This window comes from Maribacter vaceletii (assembly GCF_003634105.1).
GTDB lineage: Bacteria > Bacteroidota > Bacteroidia > Flavobacteriales > Flavobacteriaceae > Maribacter_B > Maribacter_B vaceletii.
The window spans coordinates 1,212,447-1,232,126 of the sequence record NZ_RBIQ01000007.1; the positions used below are offsets into that span (position 1 = coordinate 1,212,447).

Sequence of the window (19,680 nt, forward strand, 5' to 3'; positions counted from 1 at the left end):
CAATATAGAAGATGGAATATAATTTAGGAATAGTAGATATTACGGTATTAGTAGTGTACTTTATTTTTATTGTTTGGTTTGGTATAAAATCATCAAAAAAAGGAAGTAATTCTACAAGCGATTATTTTTTAGCAGGAAGAAATATGACATGGCCAATAATTGGTTTTTCTTTATTTGCGGCAAGTATTTCAAGTACCACCTTAATTGGAAAAAGTGGCGATGCCTATTCCACTGGGATAGCAGTTTTTAATTACGATTTAATTTCGGTATTAGTCATGGTGTTTTTTGCCATGTTCTTTTTACCTTTTTATATAAAATCGGGCATTTTTACAATACCTGAGTTTTTAGAAAAAAGATTTGATAAAAGGTCTAGATACTATTTCTCTTTTATCACCTTAATGGGCTCTACTTTTTTAGATGCAGCAGGAGCATTGTACGCAGCATCCTTATTAATGAAATTAGTTTTTCCGGACTTGTCCATTATGGAGTTATCTGTAATATTTGCTGTAATTGTAGCAGCTTATACCATTCCAGGGGGATTGTCTGCGGCTATTAAAGTAGACCTTATTCAAGGAATATTACTTTTAGTAGGGACATTTATACTTACGTTTTTGGCAATGAGTAATGGCGGATTAGACCATTTAAAAGAACTTCTTTTACAAGAAGATATGATGATGAAGTTAATACGCCCAATGAATGATTCCTCTGTGCCTTGGCTTGGAATGATTGTAGGGATACCTATTCTTGGATTTTATTTCTGGGGTAATAATCAAGTATTAGTACAGCGTGTTTTAACAGCTAAATCTATTGATCACGGTAGAAAAGGAATCCTTTTGGTTGGTTTCTTAACAGTGTCCTTAATTTTCATTGTTATTTTTCCAGCGGTTATAGGGACAAAATTATTTCCAGGATTACCAAAAAACGATATGATTTATCCAAAGTTGGTTATTGAGTTAATGCCTACAGGCTTATTAGGATTAATGCTTGCTGCTATGGTAGCAGCTTTGACTTCTACGCTAAGTGCATTACTAAATTCTGTAGCGACTTTGTTTACTATGGATTTTTATACAAAATTTAAAAAAGAACCATCTCAAAAAGAACAAGTATATGTTGGTAAAATAGTATCTGTTATTGTTTTAGTATTAGCGGTATTGTGGGTGCCATTTGTATCTAAGTTTGATTCTTTGTTAAAGTACTATCAAGAAATGCTTACTTATATAGCGCCTCCAGTTGTGGCTGTTTTCTTTTTAGGTGTTTTTTGGAAACGTATTAATAGACACGGTGCATTTTGGGGGTTAATGGGTGGTGCCTTTGCAGCTATTACAACTATTGTAGCCAAGGTTTCTTTTGAAGTTGAATTGTTAGGAGATATTCACTTTTTATTAAAAGTGCCTTTTTACTTTGTATTTAGTGCCATCATAATTATTGTAGTTAGTTTATTCTCTAAACCAGATAATCAGGATTCTATTAAAGATTTAATTTGGACTAAAAAGATTTATCATGAAGAGACTAAGGAGCTTATTGGAGTTCCTTTTTACAAAAATTTTAGAGTTTGGTGTCTTGTTTTAATTGCATTCTGCTTTTTAGTATTGTATATGTATCAGTAATACGAATAGAAGGGTTATAGATTTTACAAACTAATAATTAAAATGGCTATACCAAGAGCACTGAAAATCAAAAATCAAATAGTAGAAGTAGATATCAAAAGGATATATGCATGGTGTATTGTTCCGTACGACAGTTTAAAAAGATCAGCGAAGGACAGAATAAGCATGCTTAAAAGGCTTGGAATTAAAAAATATGCATATGATTGGAGAGAGGAACATCTTCCTTATATGGCTAAAGAACTAAAACTAGCTAAACAAAATGATTTAAGTATAGTTGGTATATGGATGTGGATAGACGGCAATTTTGATTCAATTAATACATTAAGTAATTGTAATTTAAAAGTATTTAATATTTTAGAGGAGGTAGATTATCAAGGACAGATATGGGTGAGTTTTGAGGCCAATTTTTTTGAAAATTTATCAAATTCAGAAGCTGTTAAAAAAGGTGTAGAAATGATTGCTTACTTAAGTAAGAAAGCAAATGCTATAAAATGTAAAATAGCATTGTATAATCATGGAGGTTGGTTTGGAGAGCCAATAAATCAAATAAAGATAATAGAAGCACTACCAAAGCAAGATTTAGGGATAGTTTATAATTTTCACCATGCGCATAAGCATATTGATACTTTTCCCGAAATGGCTACATTGATGTTGCCTTACCTTTGGAATGTAAATTTGAATGGACTAAAAAAAGAAGGGCCTAAAATTCTTAGGATAGGTGAAGGTGATTATGAAAAAAAAATGATTAACCTGTTACTAGAAAAAGGTTATAAGGGAGATTTTGGTATTTTGGGGCATGTTGAAGATGCTGATGCTGAAAGGATACTAAAAGCTAATTTGAATGGATTAAAAAATAACACATCCTAAATATTATCTATTCTTAAACTATAAAAAAAAGAATGAAAAAGAAAATAAATAAAAGAATTGTAATACTCCTTACAGTATTTTTATCAACGATAAATGTGTTTTCTCAAGATCCTAATTTTCATGTATACCTGTGTTTTGGACAGTCCAATATGGAAGGTTCCGCAACAATAGAAAGTCAAGATAAAACAGGGAGTAGTCGTTTTTTAGCTTTGCAATCACTGGATTGTGATAATTTATTAAGAAAGAAGGATATTTGGTACCCTGCATTTGCTCCGCTTACACAGTGTTATACAGGGCTCTCTCCCGCCGATTATTTCGGAAGAACTATGATTAAACACCTTCCGGATAGCGTGAAAATAGGTATTGTAAATGTTGCTGTTGGTGGAAGTGACATCCGATTGTTTGACAAAGCTATTTATAAAGAATATACCACGACCTATTCCGAAGAATGGTTTACTAAAAAAATCAGGGATTATGAAGGTAACCCTTATAATCATTTTATTAACCTAGCGAAGTTGGCTCAGAAAAATGGCGTTATTAAGGGGATTTTATTACACCAAGGAGAAACCAATCAAGATGATAAAAACTGGCCAGAATATGTAAAAGTTATTTACAATAATATGCTTCAAGACCTTTCGTTAAATGCTGAGGACGTTCCTTTATTGGCAGGAGAAGTAGTACATGAAGAACAGAACGGAGTTTGTGCAAGCATGAATCCTATAATCAATACTTTACCCAATGCTATTCCTACTGCACATGTAATATCTTCAAAAGGATGTAAAGTAAGGGAAGATAATGTACATTTTAACTCGGAAGGTGTTAGGGAACTAGGGAAACGTTATGCTTTAAAAATGCTTTCTTTACAAGAGAATAATTCTAAATAATAAGTTATGGACTTAAAAAATGCATCAATTATAGTTAAAGAAAGAAAAGGAGTTGTAGGTAATCTGTTTATGGTGTGCTTTTTTTGGATGATAATCATTATAGGTTTGCCAAAATTGGTTTATTCTCAGGAAAAACAGGCGGAACAAACCTGGCATATTCCCGATTTAAAGAACGCACCTGTTAATGTTCACATAGAAATGAACTATGAAGAGATAAGTGATACCATTCCGATTAGAGGCACAAAATATAAAATTCGAGTTCCTGAAAATTGGAACGGAATACTTATTAGTGATTTGGACTATGTAAAATCAGCTAACTCTAAAAGAAATTTATATTTACTGGAACAAGGTTATGCTTTGTCTGGAACACAACGTCGTCAGGGGAGGGTTTTTAATTATGATCCGGCTCATGAAATTCATGATATTATATCGGTATTAGACATTTTTGAAAACACATTTGGAAAACCTAAAAGTATTATCCAATTAGGATGTTCTGGCGGTGGTACAATTACATTAGCTATGGCAGAAATTCATCCGGATAGAATTGATGGGGCTATTGCTGGGTGTGGTGCTACAAGTCCGTGGATGGCCAACACACATCTAGATGGTTTGTTTGTTTTACAAGCACTTATTGCCCCTGAATTGCCCATTGCAGCACTTCCTTTGAAAAACCCTGAAATTGGGGAGATAGAAGCGAAATGGTTGAAAGCTATAAAGGAGGCTCAAAAAACACCAGAAGGACGTGCTCGTATTGCACTAGCGATTACTATTGGGCAATGGCCAGCTTGGGGAGCAAGAGGAAAAGCACCCGTTCTTCAGCCAGATGCTAAAGACGTATACGCTCTTCAGGAAAGCATGTATCTTAGTCTGTTAACCCTTCTACCATCTAAAGCAACATTTGGTACAGGAATGCTTGAGCAGGCTGGACGCGGGCAGCTAAAATGGAATACTGGTGTTGATTATAAAGAATTCTATGAAAACGGTAATGCGTTTTACAAAAAGGCAGTTAAAAAACTTTATAAAGATGCCAATCTAAACCTAAATGACGAGCTTGAAAAAATAAATGCTTTTCCACGGATAAAGTCTGATGCCAATGCTATTAAATATTGGAGTGTTCCTGGACGTACACACATTGGCGAACCTAAAGTTCCACAACTTAGAATTCATACTTCAGGAGATGGTTTGGTTTATCCGTCTATGGCACAGGGATATGAAGAATTAGTAAAAGAAAAAGGATATGATGATTTTTTTCGTATTGCTTATGTCAACAGTTGGGGGCATTGTAGCTTTAGTCTAGCGGAATGGGTGTCTGCTATTAAAACAATGGAAGAACGAATGAACACAGGCGTGTGGCCTAAAACAGACCCGGAAACATTAAATAAATTAGGAAAAATTGCTGACCCAGAAGGTAAATCGCGTTATTTTAATTACCAACCGGTAACAAAATATAATCGTGCCTGGAGCCCAACGGTGAACGATTTTAAAGGAAGTCATGATTAAGAAATTAAAATTGTTATGAAAAAATTCTTCAATGTATTCTTGTTCTTTTATGCAATGACATTTTCTTTTTCACAAGATTTTGTGAAGGTAGAAGGAACGAACTTTAAATTAAAAAACAAGTCCTATTCTTTTATTGGCACCAACTTTTGGTATGGGTTTAATTTAGGGTCCTTAGGCGAAGGTGGAGATAGAAGTAGATTAATTAAGGAATTAGATTCGTTACAATCTATTGGAGTTAATAATTTAAGAATTATGGCAGCGTCTGAAGGTCCAGATGATGCTCCATGGAGAATGAGTCCTACGCTACAAAAATCTCCTGGTGTTTATAATGAGGAATTACTAGATGGGTTAGATTTTTTAATTGCCGAAATGGGTAAGAGAAATATGTTTGCTGTAGTTTGTTTAAATAATTTTTGGCATTGGTCAGGAGGAATGTCACAATATGTTTCTTGGGCAAATAATAATAGAAACATTCCTTATCCACCGCCACAAGAAGGTGGGGATTGGGGAACATATATGAAATTTACCTCTCAATTTTATAGTGATGATAAGGCAATAGCGTTATTTAATAATCATGTTCGTTTTATTTTAAACAGAGAAAACCCGTATACAAATCTGCGGTATAATCAAGACCCTACAATAATGTCTTGGGAGTTAGGAAACGAACCATACGCAATGTCTATTCCAGAAGTGTATAAAGAATGGATTAATACTACAGCTAAATTAATAAAGGGGTTGGCACCTAGCCAACTAGTTACTATTGGAGGAGAAGGAAACACCAATAATTCCAATTTTACAAACAATAATTTATTACTAGATGGAAATAGCGATTATATAGATTATTTAACTATTCATATCTGGATTCAGAATTGGGATTGGTATAACCCACAAGAGCCTAAAGAGACTTTTTCAAAAGCATTAAAAAAGGCAAAAAAATATATTAAAGAGCATTCTAAGATTGCTAAAAAATTAAATAAGCCGTTGGTTTTAGAAGAGTTTGGAATTGCTAGGGATAATAATAATTATGACCCATCAGCTTCTATTATCTATAGAGATTTATACTATAAAAAAATCTTTGAGATAGTTTTACGAAGTATAAAAAGAGGCACGCCTTTAAAAGGAGCTAATTTTTGGGCTTGGGGTGGATTTGGCAGGCCAGATGTTCCAAAAGCCTTTTGGAAAATAAATGATGACTTTATTGGAGACCCACCACATGAAGCGCAAGGTTGGTATTCTGTTTATGATAAAGACATAAGTACTTTACAGATAATTAAATTATATAATGAATTAATTATGTTTGAGTTAGAAGAAAAGTAGGTTGTATTATTAAAGGTACCATTACTTTTTACAAATCCCGGAAAAAACAAATTCAGAAATTTGCTTTTCAATTTTATCAGGATTAATATCTAGATTATGGTCTGTATATTTATCATGTAACCACCTAAGAGTAGATAAAAAAGTATAGGTAACTATTTCTAAATCTAAATTTTTAAAAACGCCCTCTTCTACACCTTCTTGTATTACCACTTTTACTTTATTTTCATAAACAACTCTTTCGGCTAAAAAAGACCCTAATTTTGGTTCTTTTAAATTTCGCCATTCGTTTACCAATAATGCTAATTCGTAAGGTTTTTTAACCATTAGGTCTATGTGTGTTCTAATAATAAGTCTAAGTTTCTCTTCAGAGGTTACTTTAGACTCTATTATAGTATCTATGGCAGCATGAAATTCGTTAGAGATACCAAACAAATACGTTTCTAAAAGGGACTGTTTAGAATCTACATAATTATAAATATTAGCAACTTCACAATTTAGTTTTTGAGCAATATCTCGCATTGTAGTTGCCTTAAAGCCTTTTTCATTAATCAATTTTAAAGAGGTTTCTAAAAAACGTTCTCTTTTGGTTATTTTGCCCATTTAAAGCTACTTTTTATAGTTAAAGACCTCAAAACTAAGGAAAAAGTTTGCTTGTGGAAGAAAATTTAATATATTTACATGAACAATTGTTCATGTAAATATAAAATTATGCCATTATATCATACTTTGGGTAAAATCCCAACAAAGAGACATACGGTTTTTAAGAAGGAAGATGGAACGCTACATTACGAGCAATTGTTTGGCACTATTGGTTTCGATGGGATGTCTTCTTTAATGTATCATTTGCATAGGCCAACTATGGTTAAATCTGTAGGACAAAGTATAGATTTAAGTCCACAAGCAGCGGTAGAACATAATATAAAATCTAGGTTGTTAAAAGGATTTGATGTAAGACCAGAAGATGATTTTTTAGAAAGTAGGAAAGTAATCTTATTTAATAATGATGTGCATGTAAGTTTGGCGGCTCCTAAAAAATCTATGACTACTTATTTTTATAAAAATACAGACGCCGATGAAATGTTGTTTGTTCATAAAGGAAAAGGAACTTTAAAAACCATGTTGGGTAATATCCCTTTTGAATATGGAGATTATATCATTATTCCCCGTGGAATGATATACCAAATTACATTTGAAACAGAGAATAACAGATTACTTATTGCAGAATCCTATTCGCCAATATATACACCCAAAAGGTATAGAAATTGGTTTGGTCAACATTTAGAGCATTCGCCTTTTTGTGAGCGCGATTTTAAGTTGCCTGAAAATTTACAAGCGCATGACGAATTAGGAGATTTTGTTATGAAGGTAAAAAAGCAAGGGCAATTACACCATATGGTATATGCATCGCACCCTTTTGATGTTGTTGGTTGGGATGGTTATAATTTTCCGTATGCTTTTTCTATTCATAATTTTGAGCCCATTACAGGTAGAGTACATCAACCACCACCAGTACACCAAACTTTTGAAACAAATGCGTTTGTAATTTGCTCTTTTTGCCCCCGTTTGTATGATTATCATCCAGATGCAATTCCTGCGCCTTATAATCATTCTAACATAGATTCTGATGAGGTTTTGTATTATGTAGATGGCGATTTTATGAGTAGAAATCATGTAGAGCAAGGTCATATATCATTACATCCGGCAGGAATTCCTCATGGTCCGCATCCTGGAGCTTATGAAAAAAGCATTGGCAAGAAAGAGACAGGAGAATTGGCCGTTATGATAGATACCTTTAGGCCTTTACAACTTACACAAACAGCCTTAGATATTGATGATGGAACATATTATCAATCTTGGTTAGAAAAACAATAATATTAAGCAACTACAATTATGAAAAATATTGATTCTTGGATTTCTATTTCTGAAAATTCAGACTTTTCTATACATAACATTCCTTTTGGAATTTTTTCAACAAAAAATGATGCCCCAAGAGCCGGGGTTGCTATTGGTGACCAAATATTAGATTTGGATGCTGCTGCAGAGTTAGGAGTGTTTAATTCTTTAGATTTTAATCCGCATGTTTTTAAAAGGGAAACATTGAATGATTTTATTGCTTTAGGAAAAGAAATTACATCAGCAGTGCGAGTTTTAATTCAACAAGAATTAACAAATCCAGACAGTACATTAAAAACAAATTCTAATGTGTTTATATCGCAAGTGGAGGCACAAATGCATTTACCTGTTTTTGTTGGAGATTATACCGATTTTTATTCCAGTATAGAACACGCTACTAATGTAGGAACCATGTTTAGAGACCCAAATAATGCTCTTTTACCAAATTGGAGACATATTCCTGTTGGTTATCATGGTAGAGCATCTTCTATTATCGTTAGTGGTGTAAATGTTCATAGGCCTATGGGACAGACTATTGCTCCAGATGCAAAGGCACCAAAGTATGGGCCTTCTAAGAGAGTAGATTTTGAGTTAGAAATGGCATATATTATTGGTAAAAAAACCAATCTTGGAAACACGGTTAAAGTAGAAAATGCGGAGGAGTATATATTTGGAAAAGTATTGTTCAATGACTGGTCTGCAAGAGACATTCAAAAATGGGAGTATGTTCCTTTAGGGCCGTTTTTAGCTAAGAATTTTGCTTCTTCTATATCGCCCTGGATTGTTACTATGGAAGCTTTAGAACCCTTTAAGGTTGCTGGCCCAGAACAGAAACCAAAAGTATTACCATACTTAGAATATACAGGAGAACGTAATTATGATATTGGATTAGAAGTGGCTATTCAACCAGAAAATGGAGAAGAAACAATAGTTAGTACTTCTAATTTTAAATATATGTATTGGAATATGGCACAACAATTAGCGCACCATACTATGAATGGTTGTAATATAAATGTTGGTGATATGATGGGCTCTGGTACTATTAGCGGAAAATCTAAAGATAGTTATGGTTCTATGCTAGAGTTATCCTGGGCAGGAAAAAATCCAGTAAAATTAGGAGACGGCTCAGAGCGAAAATTTATAGAGGATAACGATATGGTAATAATGCGTGGCTTTTGTGAAAGTGATGAAATAAGAGTTGGTTTTGGAGAAGTTAGAACAAAGTTATTACCTGTAAAATAATATTATGGCAACACGTACTTTAGATCCGAAGGAAATAGAAACGGCACAATTACATGGATTATTATTATCTGGTATTGCGCCAAGACCTATTGCATTTGCTAGTACAGTAGATGGGGAAGGGAATGTTAATTTAAGCCCTTTTAGCTTTTTTAATGTTTTTAGCGCAAATCCACCAATATTAATTTTCTCACCAGCAAGAAGGGTACGTGATAATACTACCAAACACACTTTAGAAAATACTATAGAAACTAAGGAAGTGGTTATTAATACGGTAAACTTCTCTATGGTAGAGCAAATGTCTTTAGCAAGTACAGAGTATGGTAAAGGAGTAAATGAGTTTACTAAAGCAGGGTTAACACCGGTACCTTCTGTGAAAGTAAAACCTCCAAGAGTAAAAGAATCTCCAGTATCTTTTGAGTGTATTGTAGAAAATGTGATGCCTCTTGGTAAGGAAGGTGGTGCAGGAAATCTTGTAATAGCAAGAGTTGTTTTAATTCATATAGATGATGCCTATATAAATGAGAAAGGAAACTTGGATACTAGAAAGTTAGATATGGTTGCAAGAATGGGAGAGAGCTGGTATTGTAGAGCTAGTAAAGATGCGTTATTTGAAATTCCAAAACCAGTATTTACAAAAGGAATTGGGGTTGATAAATTACCCAAACATATTTTAGAAAGTGAAATACTTACTGGTAATAATTTAGGAAGACTTGGTAATTCAGAAAAGTTACCAACGTATGAAGAAATTTCTACATTTTTAGGAAAAAACAAAGAAGTGCAAACTATGGTGAGCAATAAAGATATTCCTGCTTTGCACACTAAAATAAAAGAATTTTTAAAAGAAGAAAATGTATCTAAGGCAATTCTAGTTGCTTTTTCATTGAATAAATAATTAAAAATAAGTTGTAATGTCACAAATAGTAGAAGGGGATAAGGATTTTATGCCTATTAACGGAACTGATTATTTAGAATTTTATGTTAGTAATGCCAAGCAAGCAGCACATTATTATAAATCTGCTTTCGGTTTTAAATCCTTAGCGTATAAAGGATTAGAGACTGGAAGTAAGGAGTTAGAGTCTTATGTAGTAGTACAAGATAAAATACGTTTGGTTTTAACTTCTCCTTTAAAAAGTGGAACAGAAGTTGGCAAACATATAGACAAGCATGGTGATGGTGTAAAAGTTACTGCTCTTTGGGTAGATGATGCTACTTATGCGTATAATGAAGCTATAAAGAGAGGAGCAACACATTATATGAAACCAGTAACAGAAAAGGATGAACATGGAGAAGTAGTGCGTTCTGGAATCTATTCTTACGGAGAGGTTGTACATATTTTTGTAGAACGTAAAAATTATAATGGCGTGTTTTTACCAGGTTTTGTTGCTTGGGAAACGGCTAATTACAATCCAGAGCCAGTTGGACTTAAATATGTGGATCACATGGTTGGTAATGTAGCTTTAGGACAAATGAACCATTGGGTAAAATTCTATGAAGAAGTAATGGGTTTTACACAAATTATGTCTTTTGATGATAAAGATATTTCTACAGAATTTACAGCTTTAATGAGTAAAGTAATGAGTTCTGGTAATGGCAGAATTAAATTTCCTATAAATGAGCCAGCACCAGGACTAAAGAAATCGCAGGTAGATGAGTATTTAGAGTTCTATGAAGGTGAAGGGGTACAGCACATTGCTGTAGCAACCGATAATATTGTAAAAACAGTAACAGAATTAAGAGATAGAGGCGTAGAATTTTTGAGAGTACCAGATTCTTATTATGATGTTTTAACTGAAAGAGTTGGTAAAATTGATGAGGATATAGAGGCGCTTAGACCTTTAGGAATTTTAGTAGACCGTGATGATGAAGGGTACTTACTACAAATATTTACTAAAACAGTACAAGCAAGACCCACTATGTTTTTTGAAATAATACAACGTAAGGGAGCAACTTCTTTTGGAAAAGGAAATTTTAAAGCTTTGTTTGAAGCCTTAGAAAGAGAACAAGAACTAAGAGGAACTTTATAAGCTTAAATCCTCTTATTAATAAAAGCTCCAATATTTATGTAAATATTGGAGCTTTTTTGTTGATAACCTCTTTTATTACTAACCAATATTTACTTCTCTTTAGCTGACTTATTTAATACTTTTGGAAGTATATTTTGATAGGATATAATTTGAAAATAAACAATATGAAAGATTTACAAGGAAAAGTAGCATATATAACAGGAGGCTCTAAAGGAATTGGTTTTGGAATAGCAAAAAAACTAATTGAAGTGGGAATGAAAGTTGCTATTAGTGGTAGAACCTTAAAAACAGTTGAAAAGGCGTCAGAATATTTAGAAAACAATGAGAATGTATTGGCCTTATCGTCTGATGTTACTAAACTAGAAGAGGAGCAAAAAGCTATTGCTACAATTATAAAAAAATGGGGGAAAGTAGATGTTGTTTTGGCAAACGCAGGGGTAGGTCATTTTGCACCAATAGACCAAATGTCTACCAGTGATTGGCAAGCTATGATAGATACCAATTTAAGTGGTGTTTTTCATACCTTAAAAGCATCTGTAGAAGCTTTAAAGAAAACAGAGGGATATTATATTACGTTGGCTAGCTTAGCAGGGGCAAATTTTTTTGCAAATGGTGCGGGTTATAATGCTACTAAATTTGGAGTTGTTGGTTTTACACAAGCAGCTATGCTAGATTTACGTCAGTACGGTGTTAAGGTGTCTACCATAATGCCAGGGTCTGTATCTACAGAATTTGCAGGAAATTCTCCATCAGATAAAGATGCATGGAAAATACAACCAGAGGATATTGGGGAATTGGTTTTAGATTTGCTAAAAATGCACCCAAGAACGTTACCTAGTAAAATAGAAGTAAGACCTACTAGACCAGATAAAAAATAATCTTAAACTTCTTTTTCTGTGAAAGGAATATTAGGATTACAAATTTCTAAAATAAGACGCTTGAGCTCTACTAAAAATAGATCAAGCGTTTCTTTATTTATTAGAGCATCTTCTGCACTTTTTTTAGGTCCTTTAGGAGTATTAAATTTTAAGATTCCTGCTTTAAGATTTTTAAAAGTTATAATACCTGCCTGTATTTCAGAAATAGGGTTTTTAGCATCAAACATTACGCTATAGCAAAGTAACTGAAAAGCCTTACTAAAGGAATAATCTGTAATACAATCTTCCCAATTCTTTATAGAGACATTTTTAAGCTCTACTCTTCCGGTCTTATAGTCTATAATTCTTAAGACACCGTTTTCTTCATCAATACGGTCTAGTTTACCTTTTAAAATTACTGGGTAGTCTAGTTCTGGAAAATTAAGGGTAACTCTAAGGTTTTGTTCCAGTCCAATTATTTTTATAGAATTTTGTTTTACTTGGTCAATCTCTAAATTTATAAACCGTTCTATATATCGTAGAATAACATTGTACGCAATTAAGTTTTTACCATAGTTTATGTCTCCCTCGGCATATGTTTTGGCAAAGTGTTTTTTTACTAGTGGTTTAATATTTTTTTTAGCCTCATTTAGTAAATTAACCTCTAACTTTTTTCCAATAAAAGGAGTATATAAATCTTCTAAAGTATCGTGTACAATAGTACCAAAAGTATTTGCAGCAACTGTTTCTTCTACTGCTAATAGGTCATCTATTTTTAAGAGGTTTCTTTTATAAAAATCTATTGGATTGCGAATATAATTACTTAATGAAGTTGGGGAAAAACCATTGGTAGCATGGTTTTTAATTAGGGTTAATAAAGCTATATCTTTTTCTATTATTTCATCCTTTTTTAGGTAGGGAACAACCTCTGGAGTCGCAATTTTTTCCGTAATATCAGCAATTTTATCTTCGTCAGTTAAGAGTTGTGTAATAAGCCTACTTTTCTCTCCGCCTTCTAACACATCTGGTTCTGTGTTGTAAATGAGGTAAATGTTTTTTGCACGTTGTAATATTCTATAAAAATGATAGGTATAAACAGCATCTTTCTCCTTATAGGTTGGTAGCCCATGCGCTATTTTTAAATCAAAAGGAATAAAAGAATTATTAGATTTACCTGAGGGTAAAATACCTTCGTTTACAGAAGTTATAATTACGGTTTCAAAATCTAAATTTCTACTTTCTAGCATACCCATAATTTGAAGCCCTTCTATAGGGTCTCCTCTAAAATCTACTGTTTCTGAAGATAAAAGCTCGTTGTAAAGACTTAAGAGCGATTTTAAATCGTTTACATAGTTATGTTCCTTTAATAATGTGGAAAGTTGGTTAAACAAGCTGTTAAAACGAAATAAATATTCCAGAGCTAATGCGTTAGCTTGTTCGGTATAAATTTCTCTTAATTCTGCAATAATGGTGAGGCATCTTTTAGTAAACGATAAGGGGGTAAAATTAATTTCTTGAAACAAGGAGGCTATAGAATTTTTGTCTTTTGAAACACTTTTAATTTTTTCTGGAGTTATATAGGACCAATTTTTAGTTTTTATGGCATTACTTATTGTAATGCTATTATTGTCTTCCTTATTATTTAGATACGATGTTGTAGTTGGATGCGATAAAAAATCTAGTAGTATAGAGTAGAACCAACCTTTAGAATTTCGAGTAATATACAATTCAAAAAAGAGTTTAAAAAAACTAGCTAAAGGCGTTTTTTCTAAACTATACCCCATGGTAATATTTACCGAGTTAATTTCTTGCGGAATAGAGTTTAGTATTGGGTTTAGTAATGTTTCATCTGCCAAAATTACTGCGGTATTCTTTATAGAGGTAGACGATTTTTCTTTTAATTCTTTTAGTAGGTTACCAACATATTTAGCTTGCGAAATATTTTTTGGGGTGCCTACTATTTCAATTTTTTTGGATTCTGAATAGTAATTACTAACCCCTTTAAATTCATTAGAAATAAAGTGATTCCATTTCTTTTTATGATCTCTAAGAAAAAGACCAGCATCGTGAACAGGGTCTTTTAAGAAACTAGTATCTATATCCCAAAATATGTCGGAGCTATGTTGTTCTAGGATTTGTTGTATTATAATACTTTCAGATTCGTTTAGGGCATTAAATCCTAAAAAAATAAATGTTTTGTCTTTATTTTCTTCTAAATAGGATTTTAATTTACTGCAAGCTGTTCTGTAAACAAGACCTTGATGTCCTTTATTTTGTTTTAATAGAGCAGCGTTAAACGCTTTGTAAATAGCATCTAAATTATTCCAAAAAAGAAGGTAATCCACCATTAATTGGGTTTTTGGTGCTTCTGGAGACCAATGGGTTATTTCTTGTATTGCAGATAAATTAGAGAAAAGTTTCTTGGTATCTATTAAATAACGGTCTATTTCATTAAAATCTTGAAGTAGTGTTTGTCCCCATTTAGAAAAGGAATAGAATGTTTCTATTTCTTTGGGTTTACTATTTAAATAGGTGTTATAAAGCGCAAAAAGTTGTTCAATGTTAGATGCATAGGAGAGGCCAGATATTTTTTCTATGAATGTTTCTATACTCCATATATCTGGTGCAAATTCTGTTTTTGTTGCTTTTTTTGCAATAGAATTTTTTAAAAATGTACCTGCTCTTTTACTAGGTAAAATAAATATATGATTACTAAGACTACTATTTTGGGAAAGTATTTTATCTAATACTTCTTCTAAAAATCCATTCATTTTTAAATATAAAAAAAGCTCCGCAATTGCGGAGCTTTATATTATAATAAGAGTGTTAAATATTCTTATTTAACTAAGTTAATTTCAACTCTTCTGTTAGATTTTCTACCAGCTCTAGTATTGTTAGTAGCTATAGGCTTATCTTCTCCGTATCCAATAGCTGTTAATCTATCAGAACCAATTCCTTTATCAATTAAGAAATCACGAACTGAATTAGCTCTAGAATCAGATAATTTTTGGTTTAATTTAGCACTACCAACGCTATCTGTATGACCTTCTACTGTAAATTTAGCAGTTGGGTACTCAGCTAAGATTGTGATAATATCAACCATTACAGCAGTAGATTCTGCTTTGATAGAAGATTTACCTGTATCAAATAAGATAGTTCTTGCATATTCATTTAATTGTTTCTGAACTTCTTCAGTTACTTCAGGACAACCGTTGTTAGCAACAGTACCAGCAACTTCTGGACAAGCATCATCTTTATCTAAAACGCTATCTCCATCTTTATCAGCCCAAGGACAACCTTTGTTTTCAGCAGGACCTGCTTCTTGAGGACATTCGTCATCTTTATCAGCAACACCGTCACCGTCAGCATCAGGACAACCAGCTAAAGCAGCTAAACCAGCAACTTCTGGACAAGCATCATCTTTATCAGCAACACCGTCACCGTCAGAATCAGGACAACCATTCATTTCTTTAGTACCAGCAGCATTAGGACAAGCATCTTTGCTATCCTCTATACCATCGCCATCAGCATCAGGACAACCGTTGAAAGCTTCTAAACCAGCAACTTCTGGACAAGCATCATCTTTATCATAAACACCATCACCGTCTGTATCAGTACCACCAAACTTAATAGCTATACCAGCCATATGTTGCCAGTGAGATACTAAGTAATCTTCAAAAGAATGCTTATATGATGATTGAACTGTAAGACCAATGTTTTCTGTGAACCAAAAGTTAACACCAACACCTGCATTTGCAGTACCAGCACCAATTTCATCAATCCAAGAATAACCACCACCTATTTCAGCGAATGGGTCAATACAAGTGTTTTGTAAGAAGTTGTACTTAATAGTACCATCTATACCGTAGTAAGATAAGTCATCTCTACTATCGTCTCCCCACTTGCTAATTTTGTTTAAAGAACCTTTAGCTCCAACAGAGAAACCACCACCAACGTTTTTAGATACTCCTATATAAGAGATAGATGGTAAAATGTTCCAGTGGTCAGTTGCATTAAAAAGCTCATTTCCAAAAGAACTGTTTGGGAAATCACCTGTAGGGTATACGTCAACTGCATTAACCCCAAAAGTAACCTGCCATGGGTTATTTTCGTCCTGCGCTTGTATGTTGTTAAAACCTACAACAAGTAGAGCAACAACCAATAATTTGCTAAGATGTTTCATGTTCAAATTTTTAAGTTTAAGTGTTTATTAGCTGCAAATGTAAGTTGTTAAATATTATTAACAAAATCAATTTCCTATTTTTTTTAACGCTTTTTATAGAAAAAAGCATGCATTTTGTCGAATTTTAACATTCTTCTTGTAGTAGTTTGCCCCATATTATTCCTAAATATATGTGCATGAGTACCATAGCATTATATATATTCTATTTCTATTTTTTTATTTATATATATAATAATTTTATTTTTTATTTGAAAGCCCATATCTTTAAGAGCGTCACAATATTCATAAACTTGTTGGTAATATCGCGGGTTTTTCTTTCCAGTTTTATAATCTATAACCGTTGCTTCTTTATTATTTATGATTACCCTATCCGGTCTTAATAGTTTTCCTTCTTTTGTAATTATCTCTTTTTCGTTATTAACAATAATAGTACCTTGATAAAATTCTTTTAATTCTGGATGACTTATAATTTCTTTTAATTTACTAGTAATAACTTCTACATCCTCATTATTTATTTCTCCAACAGTAATAGCTTTATTTACGGCACTATTTATATCTTCTTTGTTTTTTATATTGCTTAAAATATTATGGTATAAATTTCCCGTATTTATAGCATCTTCCCTAGAGGTGTTCCATAACATACCAGATGTTGTTATTATATTAAAACTTGGCCGGTCCTTTTCTGTATATATATAAGGTATACTATTAAGGGTATTTGTATTATCTTTTTCTTTAGTATCTGGTAGAGTGCCAAAAGTATACTCTAGAGTATCAAGGTTCCAAAGGTTATTTTGTGTTAGATAATCTATAAACATTCCCGCATAGGATGTTTTTTTATAACTACCACTTTTATTAAGTTCTTTCTTTGTATAAATATATAATGCCTTAACCGCTCTTGTTAGTGCTACATAAAGAACATTAAAAGCATCTAACTCTAACTTTTGTTCTTCATTATTATATAGATATTCTGCAGTAGTATTATAATTAATAACTTCTTGTTTTTTACTAACTAGTAGTTCTTTAAAATTCTCAGATGTTTTTAGTGTATTCGGTAACCAAAGCTTTGGGTCTATTTCTTCATTAAAATTAGTAGTTGCAAAAGGGAAAATAACAATATTAAACTCTAAACCTTTAGATTTATGAACGGTCATTATTTGTACAGCATTCATAGTTTCAGGCGCACTGATACTAAGGGAATCTTCTTTTTTTGTCCAATAGTTTAAAAAGGTTTGCAAATCTGCACTATTTTGTTGTTCTACTTCTAATACAACATCTAAAAAATAGTTTATATAAGCGTCAGAATTCTCCGCTAAATTAAACTGCTTAATGGCGTATTCTACGGTATCAAAAACAGATGCTTGTTCTATTTGCGATGTATTGTAGTTAAAATTTGTATTAAATAATTCTTGAATAGCATTTATATTAGAGGCTATGTAGTTGTGTTTGTTTTTTTTGTCCTGAGATAAAAATTGAAGTAGTAAATAGTTGTTTTCTAAATCATCTGGTTGTAAGTTATATTTTAAGAGAGATATTAAGAAAAGAACTTTTGGACTATTCTTAAGAAGTAAGCTTTCTGATGATACTATCGGAATTTTATGTTGCATTAAAAAATTTGCAATTAAAATACCATGTTTCTTTTTACGAGTAATTATACAAATGTCTTTATAATTATAGCCTTCTTTTTTTACGTTATGTATGGTTTCTAGTACTTTTTCACAGTAATTTTCATCGTCACTATTTTCTTCTTCTAAAAAGGTAAGAGAAACTAAACCTCCTTTTTTGGTGTTACTACCTTGTTTATTACCTTCTATGAATAAATCTTTATAACTGTTATTATTTAAAAAAGGACTAGTAGTTGTAAAAAAAGAATTGTTAAACTCTATTATCTCTTCATAACTACGATAATTATTTGGTAGGCTATTAATGTTTGGAGGTATAACAAAAGGATTTGTTTTATTATTTGCTAGGTTTAAAAATTGTTCTGCTTTTCCTCCTCGCCATCTATATATTGCTTGTTTAGCATCACCAACCAAAAATAAGGAACCTGTTTTTCCAGATAAATCTTCACTTTCTAATGCATTACTCATTAATGGCGTTAAGTTATTCCATTGCATCTCAGAAGTGTCTTGAAATTCATCTACAAAATAATGTCTATATTTTTCTCCTAACCTTTCATAAATAAAAGGAGCAGGTTGGTTTTTTATTTCATTAGAAATTATAGTATTAAATTCTGAGATAGAAAGCTGGTCTTTTTCTTTTTGAATGTTTTTTACTTCTTGTTGTATAGCGTTTAGTACAGTTAAAGGGACTAAATTTTTATATGCATTTTTATAAAAAGCTCTGGAGTATAAAAGTTTTTTTATAGCTATATAGCACTCTAATAGTTGTTTAGAAAGCTCTTCTGTAGGTTTAGAAATAGTTTTTTTTACTATTTCATTATCCATTAAATTTTGTTCTAATTTATTATTGTATAGTTTGTTAGGTTCAAATATATCCTCTCCAATTTTTTTAAAATGATTAGGAAGAGTTGCTCTTGGAAAATCACTGAATTCAAACCCCGATTCTTGTATTAAAAGCAATGTATTTTTTGCTACATCTTTAACATCAGCTTCTATTTTAGAAATTTCTTGTACTAAATCTTTCTTTAGTTTTAAAAAATCATCTAAGCTTTTTGATTTAAGCGCTTCTAAATGTTTTGCTTGATTTTCATTAAAAAGTAGTTTCCCTATTTTGTTTAAATCTATAGCAATATCCCAACTTTTATCATCATCTATCTTTTCTATTGCAAAATCTAAAAGTACTTTGGTAAGTTTTTTATTAGAACCTGCTTTGTTTATTAAAGAAGATACAGCTTCATCTAATAATAAGGAAGTATCTAGAACAACTTCAAAATTTTGAGGCAATTTTAAATCTTTCGCAAAAGTACGTATAAGCCTATGTGTAAATTTATCTATGGTAGAAATATCAAAAAAAGCATAATTATGTAAAATATTTTTTAGCACTTTTTTACTCTTTTCTTGTAAGGTAGCAGCATCTATTTTTAGCTCTTTCATAATATCTAAAAACATGGCCGATGCCTCATTTATAGATTTAGTTTTACTAAACTCAAATAAACTTTGAACAATACGCTGTTTCATTTCATTTACAGCTTTATTGGTAAATGTTATGGCTAGTATTTGTTTAAAAGAATGTGTTGATGACAGTATGGTTTTTATGTATTCTTTAGAAAGTACATAGGTTTTTCCGGAACCTGCGGAGGCATTGTATATTTTATAAGAAGCTTCTTGCAATGTGTTTTATATGCAA

General features: G+C 32.1%; 14 protein-coding genes. 10 read left to right on the forward strand and 4 right to left on the reverse strand.

Annotated features, from left to right (window positions below):
* The first annotated feature begins 11 nt into the window (after nt 1-11).
* From CLV91_RS04915 to CLV91_RS04935, 5 genes are all read left to right on the forward strand, one after another.
* A complete protein-coding gene (locus CLV91_RS04915) occupies nt 12-1,607 on the forward strand; it encodes a sodium:solute symporter (RefSeq protein WP_121064542.1) in 1,596 nt (531 codons plus the stop codon).
* Between the two features lie 42 nt (nt 1,608-1,649).
* A complete protein-coding gene (locus CLV91_RS04920; RefSeq protein ID WP_121064544.1) occupies nt 1,650-2,474 on the forward strand; it encodes a sugar phosphate isomerase/epimerase family protein in 825 nt (274 codons plus the stop codon).
* A 32-nt stretch (nt 2,475-2,506) separates the two neighbouring features.
* Nucleotides 2,507-3,358, forward strand: a complete 852-nt coding sequence (locus tag CLV91_RS04925; protein WP_211333188.1) for a sialate O-acetylesterase — start codon at nt 2,507-2,509, stop codon at nt 3,356-3,358.
* 87 nt (nt 3,359-3,445) lie between these two features.
* Entirely contained in the window at nt 3,446-4,858 is a 1,413-nt protein-coding gene (locus tag CLV91_RS04930; protein WP_147406402.1) for an alpha/beta hydrolase family protein, read from the forward strand.
* A gap of 15 nt (nt 4,859-4,873) precedes the next feature.
* Nucleotides 4,874-6,175, forward strand: a complete 1,302-nt coding sequence (locus CLV91_RS04935; protein ID WP_121064548.1) for a glycoside hydrolase 5 family protein — start codon at nt 4,874-4,876, stop codon at nt 6,173-6,175.
* A gap of 21 nt (nt 6,176-6,196) precedes the next feature.
* On the opposite strand, the gene CLV91_RS04940 is transcribed toward CLV91_RS04935, so the two are convergent.
* Nucleotides 6,197-6,775, reverse strand: a complete 579-nt coding sequence (locus CLV91_RS04940; RefSeq protein ID WP_121064550.1) for a TetR/AcrR family transcriptional regulator — start codon at nt 6,773-6,775, stop codon at nt 6,197-6,199.
* A 108-nt stretch (nt 6,776-6,883) separates the two neighbouring features.
* On the opposite strand from CLV91_RS04940, the gene CLV91_RS04945 reads away from it, so the two are divergent.
* The 5 genes from CLV91_RS04945 to CLV91_RS04965 all read left to right on the forward strand — a co-directional run bounded on the left by CLV91_RS04945 (nt 6,884) and on the right by CLV91_RS04965 (nt 12,212).
* A complete protein-coding gene (locus tag CLV91_RS04945) occupies nt 6,884-8,047 on the forward strand; it encodes a homogentisate 1,2-dioxygenase (RefSeq protein WP_121064552.1) in 1,164 nt (387 codons plus the stop codon).
* Nucleotides 8,048-8,065: 18 nt separating this feature from the next.
* Nucleotides 8,066-9,310, forward strand: a complete 1,245-nt coding sequence (gene fahA / locus CLV91_RS04950) for a fumarylacetoacetase (RefSeq protein WP_211333189.1) — start codon at nt 8,066-8,068, stop codon at nt 9,308-9,310.
* Nucleotides 9,311-9,314: 4 nt separating this feature from the next.
* On the forward strand, nt 9,315-10,202 hold the full coding sequence (locus tag CLV91_RS04955) for a flavin reductase family protein (protein ID WP_121064554.1): 888 nt from the start codon (nt 9,315-9,317) through the stop codon (nt 10,200-10,202).
* Between the two features lie 16 nt (nt 10,203-10,218).
* Complete coding sequence (gene hppD, locus CLV91_RS04960) at nt 10,219-11,334, forward strand: 4-hydroxyphenylpyruvate dioxygenase (RefSeq protein WP_121064556.1); 1,116 nt, start codon at nt 10,219-10,221, stop codon at nt 11,332-11,334.
* Between the two features lie 164 nt (nt 11,335-11,498).
* Nucleotides 11,499-12,212: an SDR family oxidoreductase gene (locus tag CLV91_RS04965; protein ID WP_121064558.1), complete on the forward strand. Its 714-nt coding sequence runs from the start codon at nt 11,499-11,501 to the stop codon at nt 12,210-12,212.
* A gap of 2 nt (nt 12,213-12,214) precedes the next feature.
* Here CLV91_RS04965 and CLV91_RS04970 read toward each other — a convergent pair whose 3' ends face one another.
* The 3 genes from CLV91_RS04970 to CLV91_RS04980 all read right to left on the reverse strand — a co-directional run bounded on the left by CLV91_RS04970 (nt 12,215) and on the right by CLV91_RS04980 (nt 19,664).
* Nucleotides 12,215-14,962 (reverse strand): PD-(D/E)XK nuclease family protein, encoded by a 2,748-nt coding sequence (locus CLV91_RS04970; protein ID WP_121064560.1) that lies wholly within the window; start codon nt 14,960-14,962, stop codon nt 12,215-12,217.
* Between the two features lie 65 nt (nt 14,963-15,027).
* Nucleotides 15,028-16,374 (reverse strand): OmpA family protein, encoded by a 1,347-nt coding sequence (locus CLV91_RS04975; RefSeq protein WP_121064562.1) that lies wholly within the window; start codon nt 16,372-16,374, stop codon nt 15,028-15,030.
* 191 nt (nt 16,375-16,565) lie between these two features.
* Nucleotides 16,566-19,664 carry a UvrD-helicase domain-containing protein gene (locus CLV91_RS04980; RefSeq protein ID WP_121064564.1) on the reverse strand — a complete coding sequence of 1,033 codons (3,099 nt, stop codon included), beginning with the start codon at nt 19,662-19,664 and terminating at the stop codon, nt 16,566-16,568.
* Nucleotides 19,665-19,680: the final 16 nt, after the last annotated feature.